This window comes from Sphingomonas sp. S-NIH.Pt3_0716, from assembly GCF_003950715.1.
Lineage (GTDB): Bacteria > Pseudomonadota > Alphaproteobacteria > Sphingomonadales > Sphingomonadaceae > Sphingobium > Sphingobium yanoikuyae_A.
Genome location: NZ_QLJK01000007.1, coordinates 99,919 through 114,731, shown reverse-complemented (window position 1 = coordinate 114,731; position 14,813 = coordinate 99,919). Strand labels below are relative to the sequence as shown.

The window sequence follows — 14,813 nt, the reverse complement described above, 5'->3', positions numbered from 1 at the left end:
TCACGTAAGCGACGGGCGGGCGTGCGGTGCGTTCGATCAGGATGTCATTGCGTTGCGGTCTGCCGCTTCGCCGACGGTCAGGTGAAAGGCGAACGGCCTTTTCGGGGCGCCGGACCCCTGTAAACGTCTTGGCAATAATCCTGCCCCAAAGTGGGGCATGTGCTTTCAGGTTTACTATGGGGCTTGGCTATGATGCGGTCGGCGCCTAGCCTTGATGTCATGCGCATCCTCTCGACCCTGCTGCTGGTGTCCGCAGCCATCACCGCATCGGCCTTTGCCCAGAGCGCGCCGGCCCCGTTCACCCTTGCCGAAAATGGCCGGGGCTTTGCCTCGCTCGCCCATGCGATCGGCGCGATCGGCGATGGCAAGGGCACGGTCATCGTCGCGCCGGGCACCTATCGCCAGTGCGCGGTGCAGAATGGCGGCGAGGTGACGATCAAGGCGGCGACGCCGGGCAGCGCGATCTTCGACGGGGTGGTTTGTGAGGAAAAGGCAGCTCTGGTGCTGCGCGGCCGCACCACCATGGTCGATGGCCTGATCTTCCAGAATCTGCGCGTGCCTGACGGCAATGGATCGGGCATTCGCCTCGAAAAGGGCAATCTGTCCGTCAGCAACAGCCTGTTCCGCAACAGCGAGCAGGGCATATTGAGCAATGAGGATCGGGCGGCGACGGTCCTGATCGACAAGTCGACCTTCCGTCATCTTGGCCGGTGCGATCGCGATCTCGACTGCGCCCATGGCATCTATATCGGCCGGGTCGCGCGCCTCACCGTCACCCGTTCGCGCTTCGACCAGGGCGATGGCGGCCATTATCTCAAGAGCCGCGCAGCGCAGGTCGACATTCGCGACAATAGTTTCGACGACAGCGGCGGTCATCTCACCAACTACATGATCGACCTCAGTAACGGTGCCAGTGGCCAGATCGTCGGCAACGACATGGTACAGGGCAAGGACAAGGATAATTGGTCGGCCTTCATCACTGTCGCGCCGGAAGGCCGCGAGAATGACAGCAGCGCCCTGGTGATCGAAGGGAACAAAGCCGGCTTCGTGCCGGGACTGGCGCGCGGCTCGACCTTCGTCGCCAATTTTACCGACGATGTCGTCCGGATCGGCCAGAACCAGCTTGCTCCCAGCATGAAGATCAAGGACCGGCGCTGACTTGGTCTCGCCGATCTGATAGGGAAGGGCGATGCGCACCACCTATGACAGCGCGACCGTCCGCCTCTATCATCTGGGCGACGACGGCGCGGCGATGACGATCATGTATGGCCCCCTGAGCGAAGCCCTGCGCGTCGCCGAGCAACAGCCACAGGAGGTGCAGGACGGCCTGTTCCTCGCCACCGACAATGATGTCGTCGCCTATCTCGACCTGATCGAAAGCTGAGTCGCCGCGCATTTCGGACGAGAAAATAGGAAAAAGGCCGATCCGTCAGGGGAACGGACCGGCCTTCGCTGGCCTGAAAACCAGAAGGGGGAACTGGTTCAGGCGGGCATTTTTCAGGCTGCCTCGGCTGCCTCCTCGGCAGTGGGCAGGCGGATCAGATAGTCGAAGGCCGACAGGGCTGCGGTTGACCCTGCACCCATGGCGATGACGATCTGCTTGTAGGGCACGGTGGTGCAGTCGCCGGCAGCGAAGATGCCGGGCTGGCTGGTTTCGCCGCGCGCGTCGATCTCGATCTCGCCACGGGGCGAGAGGGCGATCGTGTCCTTGAGCCATTCGGTGTTCGGGACCAGGCCGATCTGGACGAAAATGCCTTCCAACTCGACATCATGCTCGGTGCCGCTGTTGCGGTCCTTGTAGCTGAGGCCGCTCACACGCTCGCCATTGCCGTTCACCTTGGTGGTCAGCGCCGAGGTGATGATCTTGACGTTGGGCAGGCTGGCGAGCTTGCGCTGCAGCACCGCGTCGGCGCGAAGCTGGCTGTCAAACTCGATCAGCGTCACATGGGCGACGATGCCGGCCAGGTCGATCGCGGCTTCGACGCCGCTATTGCCGCCGCCGATCACCGCCACGCGCTTGCCCTTGAACAGCGGACCATCGCAGTGCGGGCAGTAGGCGACGCCCTTGTTGCGATATTCGTCCTCGCCGGGCACGCCCATCTGGCGCCAGCGGGCGCCGGTCGACAGGATGATGGTGCGGCCCTTCAGCGACGCACCATTTTCCAGCACGACCTCATGATAGTCGCCTTCGGTCTTGGCCGGGATCAGCTTCGCCGCCTTCTGCAGGTTCATGATCTCGACGTCATAATCCTTGACGTGCGCTTCCAGCGCCGAGGCGAGCTTGGGGCCTTCGGTGCGGCTGACCGAGATGAAATTCTCGATATCCATGGTGTCGAGCACCTGGCCGCCGAAGCGTTCCGCCGCCATACCTGTACGAATGCCCTTGCGCGCCGAATAGATGGCCGCCGCCGCGCCGGCGGGGCCGCCGCCGACCACCAGCACCTCGAAGGGATCCTGCTTGCGGATCTTCTCCGCCGCCTTCGCCTCGGCACCGCTGTCGATCTTGGAGACGATCTGCTCCAGCTCCATCCGGCCCTGACCGAAGGGTTCGCCGTTGAGGAAGATGGTCGGCACGGCCATGACCTTGCGGGCGTCGACCTCATCCTTGAACAGGCCGCCGTCGATCGCGACATGGCTGATCCTGGGGTTGAGCACGCTCATCAGGTTCAGCGCCTGCACCACGTCGGGGCAGTTCTGGCACGACAGCGAGAAATAGGTTTCGAAGGCATAGTCGCCGTCCAGATCCTTCACCTGCTGGATCAGATCCTGCGCGGCCTTGGACGGATGACCGCCGACCTGCAGCAGGGCGAGCACCAGCGAGGTGAATTCATGGCCCATCGGCAGGCCGGCGAAGGTGACGCCGATATCGGTGCCGACGCGGCGGATCATGAAGCTGGGCTTGCGCTTGTCATCGCCCGTGGCGAGGCTGACCTTGTCCGACAGTTCGGCGATTTCGGTCAGCAATTCGTTCATTTCGCGCGACTTCGCGCCATCATCCAGCGAAGCCACCAGCTCGATCGGCTGGGTGATGTTCGCCAGATAGGCCTTCAACTGCCCCTTGAGATTTGCGTCCAACATGTCTGTCTGGCTCCGTGGAAAAAATGGCGGGCCGTCCCGATCGGGAGGACGCGACGGCCCGTCCGGGGAATTGGTGCGACCCAAAAGCCCCGTTGAAACTAAGATAAGTCTGTAGAAAGCGTTTTGAAGGTCCGCCGGGTCCCCTCAATCTGGGCGAACCCGGCGGCCTGTCAGCACCTAATGGTGCTTAGATCTTGCCGACGAGGTCGAGCGAGGGGGCGAGGGTTTCCGCGCCTTCTTCCCACTTGGCGGGGCAGACTTCGCCCGGATGGCTGGTCCAGTACTGCAGCGCCTTGATCTTGCGCAGCAGTTCGGCCGCGTTGCGACCCACGCCCTCGGGGGTGATTTCGACCAGCTGGATCACGCCTTCCGGATCGAGCACGAAGGTGCCGCGATCGGCCAGGCCGACGCCTTCGCGCAGCACGCCGAACTGGTTCGAGATGTCGTGGTTCTGGTCACCCAGCATGTAATAGTTGATCTTGCCGATGGCCGGCGAGGTGTCGTGCCAGGCCTTGTGGCAGAAATGGGTGTCGGTCGACACCGAGTAGACTTCCACGCCCATGCCCTGCAGGGTGGGGTAGATGTCGGCCAGGTCTTCCAACTCGGTCGGGCAGACGAAGGTGAAGTCGGCCGGGTAGAAGAAGAAGACGGCCCACTTGCCCTTGACGTCGGCATCGGTGACGTCGACGAACTTGCCTTCCTTGAAAGCGGTTGCCTTGAAAGGCTGCAGGGGGGTGTTGATGAGAGCCATGGGCTATCCAGTTCCTTGATTAGGGTTGCTGTTGCGAAGCCTGTTTAGGGAAGCGGATGATTCGGGGGAAATTGGTTTTCTCGGACATGTTGATAGATAAAAGCGATCACACGCTATCCGATTAATCGAACGGTTCATTGATCCCGCAGGGCATGACCCATGGCCCGTTCGACCAGCTGCTGCGCCTCCGCCGCGCTGAAACTGGTGGGGTCGAGGCAATATTCCAGCCACAGCCCGTCGACCAGCGCGGTCAGGCCGATCGCCTTGAGCCGTACTTGCGCGGGCGAGAAGGCCGGCGCGGCGGCGGCGACCAGCCCCTCCAGCTGCGCGCGCGAGGCGGCATAGATGTCGGCATGGGCGGCCGCGACATCGGCGTTGGACTTGATCAGGCTCCAGAAGGCGATCCAGGTGGCGAGCAGGTCGGCGTCCAGCACGGGCTCGCGGAAATTGGCCTGGAGAAAGGCGCGCAGCCGGTCCAGCGGATCATCGCCCGCGCCTATGATCGCATCGTCCATCGCCTGGGACACGCGCTGCCCGACATCGCGGTAGGTGGCGAGGATCAGCGCGTCGACGCCCTCGAAATAATGGGTCAGCAGCCCGGACGACACGCCCGCGGCGGCGCAGATGGCGCGGACAGAGGTGCCTGCCACGCCCTTTTCCGCCAGACATTTTGCCGTTGCGTCGATCAGTGCCTGCCGCCGGACATCGGCGGACTCCCGTACGAATTTCGCTCTCACTTGCCCCCCGGCATGGGACGACCCGGCGCCCCGAACATGCTATTCTGTTGCCGCTCATTGTGCGGAAATGACGGGCGCTGGCAAGCGCCGTTCGACCCGATTGCGGATCGATCCGGCCGGTTCGCCCGTTTGCTCCGCATATTGTCGTCATGACAGCAAGGAGACCATGGATGATCCGACAGCCCGCCACCACGTCCGCCCTTCGCCTGATCCTGCCCGGTCTGGGCGCGGTATTGTTGCTGGGTGGCTGCGCCAAGGGCGTGGACAACGAAACGGTGGCGAACAATGCGAGCGTGCCGGCCCATGCCGAAGCGATCGAGGATACGGACTCTGTCGCGGCCCCGGACAATGTAGGTGCGGCGCTGCCTACCGACGAATGGGTCGGGCGCTGGACCGGGCCGGAAGGGCTGTTCCTCGACATCCAGCCCGCGCCCGATGGCAAGCCGGGCCATTATGCGCTGGCCAACAAGGATAATCTCGACCGGGAGGCGACCTATAGCGGCCTGGCCGATGGCGCGACGATCCGCTTCGTGCGCGATGGCCGCGATCTCGCCATTCGGCCGGGCACAGGGGCGGAGGCGGGCTTCAAATATCTCGCCGACAAGCAGGACTGCCTGATCGTGAAGCCGGGCGAGGAAGGCTATTGCCGATAAAGCGGGAACGGCAAAGGTCATACCGACGCGACAGGGCCGAAGTTCACGGTGTCGTGCGGCATTCAGGGCCGTTTGCACGGGATACGCGCCTGCGACGCGCCCATGACGCGACCGTCGCGCGTCAACGGGGTCAGGACAGCCTCGCACCGACGCGCCGGTCGGGCCATGTCGACGCGACAGGGAGGCGACACATGGGTCACCGCCTGTTGTGGGCTGCGGTCGGGGCGAGGGAAGGGCGCGGTGCTGGTGCATCGCCCAGGGTAGATCAGAGATTGGGCGAGTAGGACAGGACTTCGCTGCGCTTGGCTGACGCTGTCGGGTTTTGACGGCTGAGGACCAGAAGCTGACGTTTCCAGTTCCTCCCCAAGCTTGCTTGGGGAGGATTTCGGACGGTTCGCTTCCCCCCAACTTCGTCATCCACGCCTTCGGAGGGATGACTGTGCCAGAGACGTTCAGTTTCTGCTCCGTCTCTGGGCCTTGCTGGGGGGGGGCGCGGCAGCGGAATCAGGCGCCGGTCGTTGCCTGGCCGAGCTGGCGGGCGAGGGTGACGAATTCTTCGACGCTGACGGTTTCGGCGCGGCGTTGCGGGTCGATGCCGATCGCTTCCAGTGCGTCGAGCGCGCCTGGGACGGACTTGAGGCTCTGGCGCAGCATCTTGCGGCGCTGGCCGAAGGCGGCGGCGGTCAGGCGTTCCAGGATCTTGAGCTGCACGCCTTCGGGCGCCGGCCTGGGGGTGATGTGGACCACGGCCGACATCACCTTGGGCGGCGGGGTGAAGGCGCTGCGATGCACTTTCATGGCGATGCGCGCGTCGCTGCGCCACTGGGCGAGGACGGCGAGGCGGCCATAATGGTCGGTGCCCGGTTTCGCGACGATGCGTTCGGCCACTTCCATCTGGAACATCAAGGTCAGGCTGGACCACCAGGGCAGCGGTGCCCATAGCGCAGACAGCCAGCCGACCAGCAGGGCGGTGCCGACATTATAGGGCAGGTTGGCGATGATATGGGCGCCATCGCCGGCTTCGGCATGGGCGTCGATCTCCATCGCGTCGCCGGAAATGACGCGCAACTGACCGGGGAAGGCCAGCTCCAGTTCGGCGAGTGCAGGCAGGCAGCGCCGGTCGCGCTCGACCGCGACCAGCTTGCCGCCGGCGCGCAGGATCGCGCGGGTCAGGCCGCCGGGGCCGGGGCCGACCTCGAACGCGGGCTGATCCTGGATGCTGCCGGGAATGGCGGCGATCCGGTCGAGCAACTGTTCGTCGAGCAGGAAATTCTGGCCAAGCGCCTTGCTGGCCTGAAGCCCATGGGCGGCGATCACGTCGCGCAGCGGCGGCAAGGTAGGGCGGGCGTCAGCCGGCATAGGCAATCCGTGCGCGGGCGGCTTCGGCCGCCATCTTGAGGGCGGCGATCATCGCGCCGGGATTGGCGCTGTCGGTGCCGGCAATGCCGAAGGCGGTGCCATGATCGGGCGAGGTGCGCACGATCGGCAGGCCCAGGGTGATGTTGACGCCATCGTCGAAGTTCAGCGTCTTGATCGGGATCAGCGCCTGATCATGATACATGCAGAGCGCCGCGTCATAGGCTTCGCGGGCGCGGGCATGGAACATGCCGTCGGCCGCCAGCGGGCCGACAATGTCGATCCCTTCCGCGCGCAGCGCTTCGATCGCCGGGCGGATCACCTCAATCTCCTCGCGGCCGAGTGCGCCATTCTCCCCGGCGTGCGGGTTGAGGCCGGCGACGGCGAGACGAGGACGGGCGATGCCGAAATTGCGCTGCAACCCCTTCACCGTGGTGAGGGCGCGCGCGCGGATCAGATCGATGGTCAGCGCCGAGGGCACATCGGCCAGCGCGATATGGATGGTGATCGGCACCACCTTGAGCGACGGGCCGGCGAGCATCATGACCGCGTTCTGGGCCGAGACGCCGCAGCGTTCGGCGACGAATTCGGTCTGGCCCGGATGGGTGAAGCCGACGCCGTACAGTTGTTCCTTGCCGACCGGCGCGGTGACGATGCCGGCAGCCGATCCGGTGCGGGCAAGGCCGACCGCGACCTCCAGTGCCTGGAAAGCGGTGCGGGCGCCGTCGATGCTGGGCGTGCCGGGCACGATCTCGCCCGCTTCGGCCACCTGCATGCAGGGCAGGGCGCGCTCGAACACCTGCGCGGCTTCCTCGGGCGATCCGACGATTTCGACCGGGCCGAGCCACACCGCGCGCAGCGATGCGGCATCGCCGACGGCGAAGAAAGTGGGCAGGCCACGCGCTTCGCGCATGACCCAAGCCTTGGCGACGATTTCCGGTCCGATGCCTGCCGGGTCGCCGAGTGAGACGGCGAAGGGCGGCAGGCTGACCGGATCAGTTATATTCGATAACGGCATCGCGGCGAAGATCGCGCAGATAGATGCGGGCGCGCTTGTTGACGCGTTCCTCTTCCAACTGGGCCTGGATCTGTTCGGGATTGGGGGCGTTGGCCGACTGCGGCTCGTCGCGGCCGCAGACGATCAGGACGCGGACGCCATCGTTGATCGAGCCGAAGGGCGGGGTGGATTCGCCGACCTGCAGATTGACCAGAATGTCCTGCAGCTGGGGCGGCAGGTCGCGCAGCTTCACATTGTCATTGTCGACCACGTCGGCGCCGATGCGGGCACCGATCTCGTTCGCCTGGCCGCAGCCCTTGATCTCCTTGACCGCGGCGGCGAAGGTCGCGGCTTTCTGGCTGGCGGCTTCCTTGCTGGTGCCGGCCGGGAAGAGGACCGACAGCTGCTTGAGGCTGAGCAGCGAATCGCGCGGATCGGCGGTCAGCACCTTGCGCTTGTCCATCACATAGATGATCGACATGCCGCCCACCGTCTCGATCGGGCCGGCGAGCTGGCCGACCTGCAATTCGGTGGCGGCCTGCGCCAGTTCGGTCGGCAGCTGGCTGGGGCGGACCCAGCCGAGATCACCGCCGACGACGGCGGTGGAGGCTTCGGAGAACTGACGGGCATAGGCGGCGAAGCTGCCGCCCTGCTTGATCTGTTCGATGATGTTGCGCGCGTTGGCCGTGATCTGGTCACGGTTTTCCGGCGTCGAGGACAGGTAGATTTCGCTGATCCGCACTTCGTCGCTGCCCTTGGCGGCGTTGAGGCGATCGACCACCGACTTCACTTCGTCTTCGGAAACGTTGACGAAGGGCTGGATGTTGCGGCGGAGCAGGCGGCTCCAGGCCAGTTCGCCCTCGATCTGGCGCTTGATGCTGCTGGCCGAGCTGCCCTGTTCGCGCAGATACTGGTCGAACTGGGGCGGCGACTTGCGGAAATTGGCCGCAACGCGCTCATAGCTCTGGTTCACTTCGGCCGGATCGATCTTGATGTCGTTGGCGGCCGCTTCCTGAATCTGCAGCGTTTCGTCGATCAGGTTGCGCAGAACCTGGACGCGCAGCCGTTCCTTCTCCTCGGCCGACACCTTGCCGCCATTGGCGGTGATGATCAGGGCCAGGCGCTGGTCGACGTCGGTGCCGGTGATGATGCGGCCGTTCACGATCGCCGTTGCCTTGCGGACATTGGGATCATTCTTGCCGAAGATGGTGACATCCTTGGGCAGGTTCAGGCCCTGATCGGCGTCATCGTCAACGGCCTGGGCCGATGCGGTCTGTGCCGCCATGCCCAGAAGGGCGGTAGACAGAAGCAGGGTGCGCAGGCCCGAGCGAACGGATTTGGGCGAGAAAACGACAGAAAGCATCGTCGGCAAAAATCTCCAATACGGTCGGGAGCCAATGCCCCGTTCCGCCTTAACCGGTCCTGAGCGGACGGCGGGAAGGCAGTTCCTTATATGCCAATATTGCGAAAAGCCAGCCGCAGCTGGAAGCTGTTGCCGGCTCGCGCGTCACCGTTGGTCTGATAGTCGCGCCGCCATGTAAAGCCCAGCGTCAAACAATCATCCTCATAGGCAACGCCGAGGCGCTGGCGCACCGGCTCATAGCCGTCGGCCGTGGTGCCCGGATCTTCCTGCGCGCCGGTAAGATCGATGACGGTCGAGCCGAACACCGACCAGAAGCGGGCGAACTGGATGCGGCCGCCAAGGCGCAGTTCCTCGCGGTCCTGCAGATCCTCCAGCGTGATATTGGCGTTGCGGTTGAGGCGCAGATAGCTGATCTGGGCATAGGTCTTCTTGCTGCCCACGGTCGCGTCGACCTCGTTCCGGCGGACCGCCAGATTGTCCTTGTCGACCCGGAAGCGCTGGGTGAAGCTGACGAAATCCTTGTAGCGGATGGTCCAGCGGCCGACGATGTCGGACATGCGGTCGGACAGGCCGGTGCCGTCGGGCAGGATGCTGGCGCGGTTGTCGAGCCGGTAGCTCTGGCCGACATTGGCGTCGAGCGTGAAGTCGGGCAGCGCCAGATTATATTCCAGGCCATAGGTGATGCGGCTCGAATCCTCGAACCGGTCATAGCCCGCGAAGCGGTTGAGCGCGAAGAGGTTGCTGTCCTCCAGATCGACCGACCGGGCATCCTCATTGGGCACCGACAGGTTCGCAAGGTGCGGCGAGGCGACGATCTGGACGCGGGGGGCGATACGCTGGACGCCGCCGAACGCCTCACCCATGAAGGGCCAGCGCATGTCGACCGCGGCGGCGGCGATGCCGCGCGCCTTCCAACCCGGATCGCCGGCATAGCTGATCGTGTCGGTCAGCAGATTGTCGCTGCTGTGATAGACATCGCCGCGCAGATAGGTGGTGAAATTCACTTCCTGGCCAAGGCCGGTCAGCTTGCGCAGATTCCATTCGAACGCGGCAAAGGCGCGCTGGGTATCCTGCCCGTCGGTCCGGGTGATCGCCAGCGTATTGGCCTGGAACTGCATCTGGCCGCCGAGCAGCGGATCCTTCATCCGCAGCCGATAATCCATGACCGGCAGGGCGATCGGCATCTGGCCCTGGGGATCGTCGACGCGCAGCGTCTGCACCGCCCAGCCGGCGAGCGAGAAATAGCTGTTCTCGCCGATCCGCTGGACGCCCAGGGTCGAACGCAGCCGGTCGTCGCGGCTGATGTCGTAGCGGCGCAGGAAGGTGCGGTCGGTGGCGACCCGGATCGATCCGTTGACGCTCCATTCGGGCGACAGCTGCATGCCGCCGCTGGCGTCGATCGCGCCACGAATATCCTTTTGCGAATCGGTCGGCGTGATGCCGCTGGATCGGCTGCCATAGGTGGCATAGCCGGTGATCTGATAGGCGCCGCGATCATAGAGATGGCGGAAATTGCCTTCGATCATCGGCAGCGAATCGCTGTAGACGTGCGGCGTGACGGTCAGGTCGCGATTGGGCGCGAGCTTGAGATAATAGGGGACCGCGACCTCGAAGCCGTTGACCCGGTCATAACGGATATTGGGGACCAGAAGGCCGCTGCCGCCGTCGTCGCCGACCGGATGCGACAGGCCCGGCACCGGGATCAGCGGCAGGCCGAACAGCTCGACATTGGCGCGGGTATAGGAGACGCGCTGCTTGGTCGGGTCATAGACGACCTTGACCGCGTTGATCTGCCAGGTCGGTTCCTTGGGGCAGCCGTCGCTGCCCTCCACCGGACAACCGGTATAGGCGGCGTGGTGCAGCGTATAGACGCCATTGACCCGCTCGCCCTTGGTCGCGGCCATGCGGCCGCCCTTCTGGAGGACCAGCAATATATTGTCGACCGCGCCATCCTTGAGCGTATCGGTGACATCGAAGCGGTCGCCATAGGCGACATTGCCGTCGGGATCGATCACCGAGACGGCGCCCTGCGCTTCGACCTTGCCGGTGTTGCGGTCCCACACGATCTTGTCGGCGCGCAGCCGGTTGCCGTCGCGCAGCAACTGGACATTGCCGGTGGCGGTCACGACCTGACTGTTGGTGTCATATTCCAGCGTATCGGCGGCGAAGCCGATTTCCTGGTCATTGTCGGGCACCGGCGCGTCGGGCGCGCTGATCGGCGTCTGGGGCTCGTTCAGCTTGGGCTCGGGCGCCTGTTGCGCATGGGCCAGCGGCGCCGCGAGCAGGCAGGACGAGGCAGCGCCGGCAAGCAGCGCCTGTTTGAACGACAGGGGAAACACGGAAATCTGCAAGCGTAGGGGCCTCTTTGTGGGCACTTCTGGTCCCTGCCTATCGCACTGCTTGGCCCGCGCCGCAATCGCTGCTCGCATTCGGGACGGCGGAAATCCGCCGAATGGCTTTGCAGAGCGGCAAAGCCGCACTATCTGGCTGAAACAAGAACGACACGGCATTCCAGAGAAAAGGCCCCCAGATGGACATCCAATTCAGCCCCACGCGCCCCCAGGTCGACACGTTGGTCCTTGCCGTGGCGAAGGGGTCTGTCGACAGCCTGCCGCTCGCCGCATCGGCCACGCTGGTCGCCGGCGCCGCCGCCGCGCGCTTTGCCGGTGAGGCAGGCGGCAGCGTCGAGAGCTTCGTCGAGGAGGGCGGCGCGGTGCTGCGCGTCCTGCTGCTGGGCATCGGCAATGGCAGTGCGGCCGACCTGGAGCGGGCTGGCGGCGCGCTGACCGCCAAGCTGTCGACCAGCGGCGCGACCCACGCAGCGGTCGAATTCCCGGCCGGCGTCAGTGGCGAGGATGCCGCCCGGCTGGGCCTGGGCGCGCTGCTGCGCAGCTGGCGGATCGATACCTATCGCACGCGTCAGCCCGAAAAGGCCAAGTCGACGCTGGCGACCGTGACGATCGTCGCGACCGGCGCCGAGGCCGAATGGGCCAAGCTGTCGGCGGTCGCCGCCGGCGTTGCCTTCACCCGCGAACTGGTGTCGGAACCGGCGAACATCCTCTATCCCGAAAGCTTCGTCGCGCGCTGCCAGCATCTGGCCGAGCTGGGCGTCAAGATCACCGTGCTGGACCGCGCGGCGATGACGGAGCTGGGCATGGGCGCGTTGCTGGGCGTGGCGCAGGGGTCGGCGCGTGAAGCGCGGCTGCTGGCGATGGAATGGGACGGCACCGATGGCGCCGCCGACAAGCCGGTCGTGTTCATCGGCAAGGGCGTGACCTTCGACACCGGCGGTATCTCGCTCAAGCCTGGCCCCGGCATGGAAGACATGAAGTGGGACATGGGCGGCGCCGGTGCCGTCGCTGGTGCCATGAAGGCGCTGGCCGGTCGCAAGGCCAAGGCGCGTGTGGTCGGCATCTGCGGCCTGGTCGAGAATATGCCCGACGCCAATGCGCAGCGCCCCGGCGACATCGTGACGTCGATGTCGGGCCAGACGATCGAGGTGCTGAACACCGACGCCGAAGGCCGTCTGGTGCTGTGCGACGCGGTGACCTGGGCGCAGAAGACCTATGAACCCGAAGTGGTGATCGACCTCGCCACCCTGACCGGCGCGATGATGATCGCGCTGGGCAGCGAGCATGGCGGCCTCTTCGCCAACGACGATGCGCTGGCCGACGACCTGCTGGCAGCGGGCAAGACCAGTGGCGAGAAGCTGTGGCGCTTCCCGCTGTCGGAGGCCTATGACAAGCTGATCGACAGCCCGATCGCTGACATGAAGAATATCGGTCCGCGCTTCGCCGGCTCGATCACCGCTGCCCAGTTCATCAAGCGCTTCGTCAACGAAGGCGTGAAGTGGGCGCATCTCGACATTGCCGGCATGGTCTGGTCGGACAAGCCCGGCGCCACCGCCGACAAGGGCGCGACCGGCTATGGCGTGCGCCTGATCGACCAGTTGGTGGCCGACAAGTTCGAGCGCTGAAGCCGGTGCAGGTCGACTTCTACCAGCTGAGCCGCGATCCCGTGGAAGGGGTGCTGCCCGCGATCGCGGCGCGCATCCTGGACATGGGCGCGCGGCTGCTGGTGGTGGCCGACGAGCCGGAGCGGCTGGCCCGCATATCGGCGGGCCTGTGGGCGGGGCCACCCGAAAGCTTCCTGGCCAATGGCCTGGCAGGCGACGGGGTGGACGCCGCCCAGCCGGTGCTGTTGGCGCAGAGCTGTGACGCGGCCAATGGCGCCAGGCATATCGCGCTGGCGGACGGTGTATGGCGCGAGGAGGCGCTGGGCTTCGATCGCGCCTCCTATTTCTTCGGTGCGGACACGATCGACGGGGCGCGGGCCAGCTGGCGGGCGCTCAGCAAGCGTGAGGGCGTGACCCCGCGCTTCTGGCGGCAGGAAGGCCGCAAATGGGTGCAGGGGCCGTGAACGCCCGGAAATAGGGACTTCTACCAAGCCCACTCGCGCCCCTCTTGCGAAGTGATCCGGCCCAGTCTAAAGGGCGCGCAACTTTATTCCAACAATCCGGAGTTATGAGGGCCATGGCCGTCACGCGCACTTTTTCGATCATCAAGCCCGACGCAACCCGTCGCAACCTGACCGGCGCCGTCACCAAGATGCTGGAAGAAGCCGGCCTGCGCGTCGTCGCTTCCAAGCGCATCCGCATGAGCCGCGAACAGGCCGAAGGCTTCTATGCCGTTCACAAGGAACGCCCCTTCTTTGCTGACCTGGTCGCCTTCATGATCTCGGGCCCGGTCGTCGTCCAGGTTCTGGAAGGCGAAAACGCCGTGACCCGCAACCGCGACATCATGGGCGCCACCAACCCGGCCAATGCCGACGCCGGCACCATCCGCAAGGAACTGGCCGAATCGATCGAAGCCAATTCGGTCCATGGTTCGGACAGCGAAGAAAATGCCGCGATCGAGATCGCCTATTTCTTCAAGCCCGAAGAAATCGTCGGCTAAACCCGACACCCGTCCACGGACGAGCAAAAGGCCCGGCGCTCCCCCAAGGAGCGGCCGGGTTTTTTTGTTGCCAGGATGACAAAGTTGAGTGGGAACAAGACATAGCCCCTCCCTTCCAGGGAGGGGTTGGGGTGGGTTGCGAGCGTAGCGAGCTTCTGCCCTATCGACCGTAGGCCGCCGCTACGCGGCGCACCCACCCCCGGCCCCTCCCTGGAAGGGAGGGGAGTAGGGAACGTCCGCTTCTGGTCGCTTGCGGCCTGCCTGAACGTGGCCGGGCGGGCCTAGCCTTTCGTCTGGCGGGCCCAGCGGGCGTCGATTTGGGACTGGGCGTCGGCGCCCTGGGCGTGGCTGACCAGGGACAGGCCGCGCAGGGTCAGCTTATGGCCGGACAGCCATTTGCCGGCGATGCCATAGCCGATGTCGTAGACGGCGGAATCGCTGTGGGTGTCGCCATTGACGACGAACTGGGTGACGATGGTCACCGGCAGTTTCTCGTCACCGATGCTGTCATCGGGCAGCTTGGCGGCATTGCGCGCCTTTTTCAGCGCATCCTCGAACCAGCCGGCCTCGATCCGCGGTTCGCCGGTCGTGTCGACCGGGGCGATGCCGAGCGCCCTGGGGAAATGGATGGTCTGGCTCTGCACCAGTTGATCGGGATCGGCGGGCTTGAGCGTCAGGCGGCTGTCGCCATCGGCCGAAGCGTTGAGCACCAGCCGGGCGGCGCGGGCGGAGGCCTTGCTGCTTTCGGCGGCCTTGCTGGCGCGTTCGTCCTTCTTGTCGGCCCAGTTGAGATAGAGGGTGAGGGCGGAGATCAGCACCGCCGCCACCGCCAGCAACTCACCAAGCGTGATCCAGCGTCGGCGGATACGGGCGGCTTCCTCCTTGCGGGTCTCCTGCTTGGCCTCGGGGCTGTCGCTCATCGG

General features: G+C 65.3%; 14 protein-coding genes. 6 read left to right on the top strand and 8 right to left on the bottom strand.

Going from position 1 to position 14,813, the window contains the following annotated elements:
* Positions 1 to 219: 219 nt before the first annotated feature.
* Both BRX37_RS07500 and BRX37_RS07495 read left to right on the top strand, forming a co-directional pair.
* A complete protein-coding gene (locus BRX37_RS07500) occupies positions 220 to 1,158 on the top strand; it encodes a right-handed parallel beta-helix repeat-containing protein (RefSeq protein ID WP_125986199.1) in 939 nt (312 codons plus the stop codon).
* A 31-nt stretch (positions 1,159 to 1,189) separates the two neighbouring features.
* Positions 1,190 to 1,384 carry a hypothetical protein gene (locus BRX37_RS07495; RefSeq protein ID WP_007713310.1) on the top strand — a complete coding sequence of 65 codons (195 nt, stop codon included), beginning with the start codon at positions 1,190 to 1,192 and terminating at the stop codon, positions 1,382 to 1,384.
* A 113-nt stretch (positions 1,385 to 1,497) separates the two neighbouring features.
* Here BRX37_RS07495 and ahpF read toward each other — a convergent pair whose 3' ends face one another.
* The 3 genes from ahpF to betI all read right to left on the bottom strand — a co-directional run bounded on the left by ahpF (position 1,498) and on the right by betI (position 4,566).
* The gene (gene ahpF, locus BRX37_RS07490; protein WP_125986092.1) at positions 1,498 to 3,078 is read right to left on the bottom strand and encodes an alkyl hydroperoxide reductase subunit F; all 1,581 of its coding nucleotides are present in this window, start codon (positions 3,076 to 3,078) and stop codon (positions 1,498 to 1,500) included.
* A 187-nt stretch (positions 3,079 to 3,265) separates the two neighbouring features.
* The gene (gene ahpC / locus BRX37_RS07485; RefSeq protein WP_004210655.1) at positions 3,266 to 3,829 is read right to left on the bottom strand and encodes an alkyl hydroperoxide reductase subunit C; all 564 of its coding nucleotides are present in this window, start codon (positions 3,827 to 3,829) and stop codon (positions 3,266 to 3,268) included.
* A 134-nt stretch (positions 3,830 to 3,963) separates the two neighbouring features.
* A complete protein-coding gene (gene betI, locus BRX37_RS07480; protein WP_017503573.1) occupies positions 3,964 to 4,566 on the bottom strand; it encodes a transcriptional regulator BetI in 603 nt (200 codons plus the stop codon).
* A gap of 170 nt (positions 4,567 to 4,736) precedes the next feature.
* Between betI and BRX37_RS07475 the strand changes: the two genes are divergently transcribed.
* On the top strand, positions 4,737 to 5,219 hold the full coding sequence (locus BRX37_RS07475) for a hypothetical protein (protein WP_125986091.1): 483 nt from the start codon (positions 4,737 to 4,739) through the stop codon (positions 5,217 to 5,219).
* Between the two features lie 504 nt (positions 5,220 to 5,723).
* Here the strand turns inward: BRX37_RS07475 and rsmA are convergent.
* From rsmA to BRX37_RS07455, 4 genes are all read right to left on the bottom strand, one after another.
* Positions 5,724 to 6,578 carry a 16S rRNA (adenine(1518)-N(6)/adenine(1519)-N(6))-dimethyltransferase RsmA gene (gene rsmA, locus BRX37_RS07470; protein ID WP_125986090.1) on the bottom strand — a complete coding sequence of 285 codons (855 nt, stop codon included), beginning with the start codon at positions 6,576 to 6,578 and terminating at the stop codon, positions 5,724 to 5,726.
* Entirely contained in the window at positions 6,568 to 7,593 is a 1,026-nt protein-coding gene (gene pdxA, locus BRX37_RS07465; RefSeq protein WP_099231855.1) for a 4-hydroxythreonine-4-phosphate dehydrogenase PdxA, read from the bottom strand. Before pdxA ends, rsmA begins: the two co-directional genes overlap by 11 nt.
* Positions 7,571 to 8,935: a peptidylprolyl isomerase gene (locus tag BRX37_RS07460; RefSeq protein WP_125986089.1), complete on the bottom strand. Its 1,365-nt coding sequence runs from the start codon at positions 8,933 to 8,935 to the stop codon at positions 7,571 to 7,573. Before BRX37_RS07460 ends, pdxA begins: the two co-directional genes overlap by 23 nt.
* An 86-nt stretch (positions 8,936 to 9,021) precedes the next feature.
* Positions 9,022 to 11,286, bottom strand: a complete 2,265-nt coding sequence (locus BRX37_RS07455; protein ID WP_125986088.1) for an LPS-assembly protein LptD — start codon at positions 11,284 to 11,286, stop codon at positions 9,022 to 9,024.
* 179 nt (positions 11,287 to 11,465) lie between these two features.
* Here BRX37_RS07455 and BRX37_RS07450 point away from each other — a divergent pair, with 179 nt between their 5' ends.
* From BRX37_RS07450 to ndk, 3 genes are all read left to right on the top strand, one after another.
* A complete protein-coding gene (locus tag BRX37_RS07450; protein WP_125986087.1) occupies positions 11,466 to 12,911 on the top strand; it encodes a leucyl aminopeptidase in 1,446 nt (481 codons plus the stop codon).
* Positions 12,912 to 12,916: 5 nt separating this feature from the next.
* Positions 12,917 to 13,354 (top strand): DNA polymerase III subunit chi, encoded by a 438-nt coding sequence (locus tag BRX37_RS07445; RefSeq protein ID WP_125986086.1) that lies wholly within the window; start codon positions 12,917 to 12,919, stop codon positions 13,352 to 13,354.
* A gap of 113 nt (positions 13,355 to 13,467) precedes the next feature.
* Positions 13,468 to 13,890, top strand: a complete 423-nt coding sequence (ndk, locus tag BRX37_RS07440; RefSeq protein WP_004210674.1) for a nucleoside-diphosphate kinase — start codon at positions 13,468 to 13,470, stop codon at positions 13,888 to 13,890.
* 281 nt (positions 13,891 to 14,171) lie between these two features.
* Here the strand turns inward: ndk and BRX37_RS07435 are convergent, their stop codons facing one another.
* On the bottom strand, positions 14,172 to 14,810 hold the full coding sequence (locus BRX37_RS07435; RefSeq protein WP_125986085.1) for a hypothetical protein: 639 nt from the start codon (positions 14,808 to 14,810) through the stop codon (positions 14,172 to 14,174).
* Positions 14,811 to 14,813: the final 3 nt, after the last annotated feature.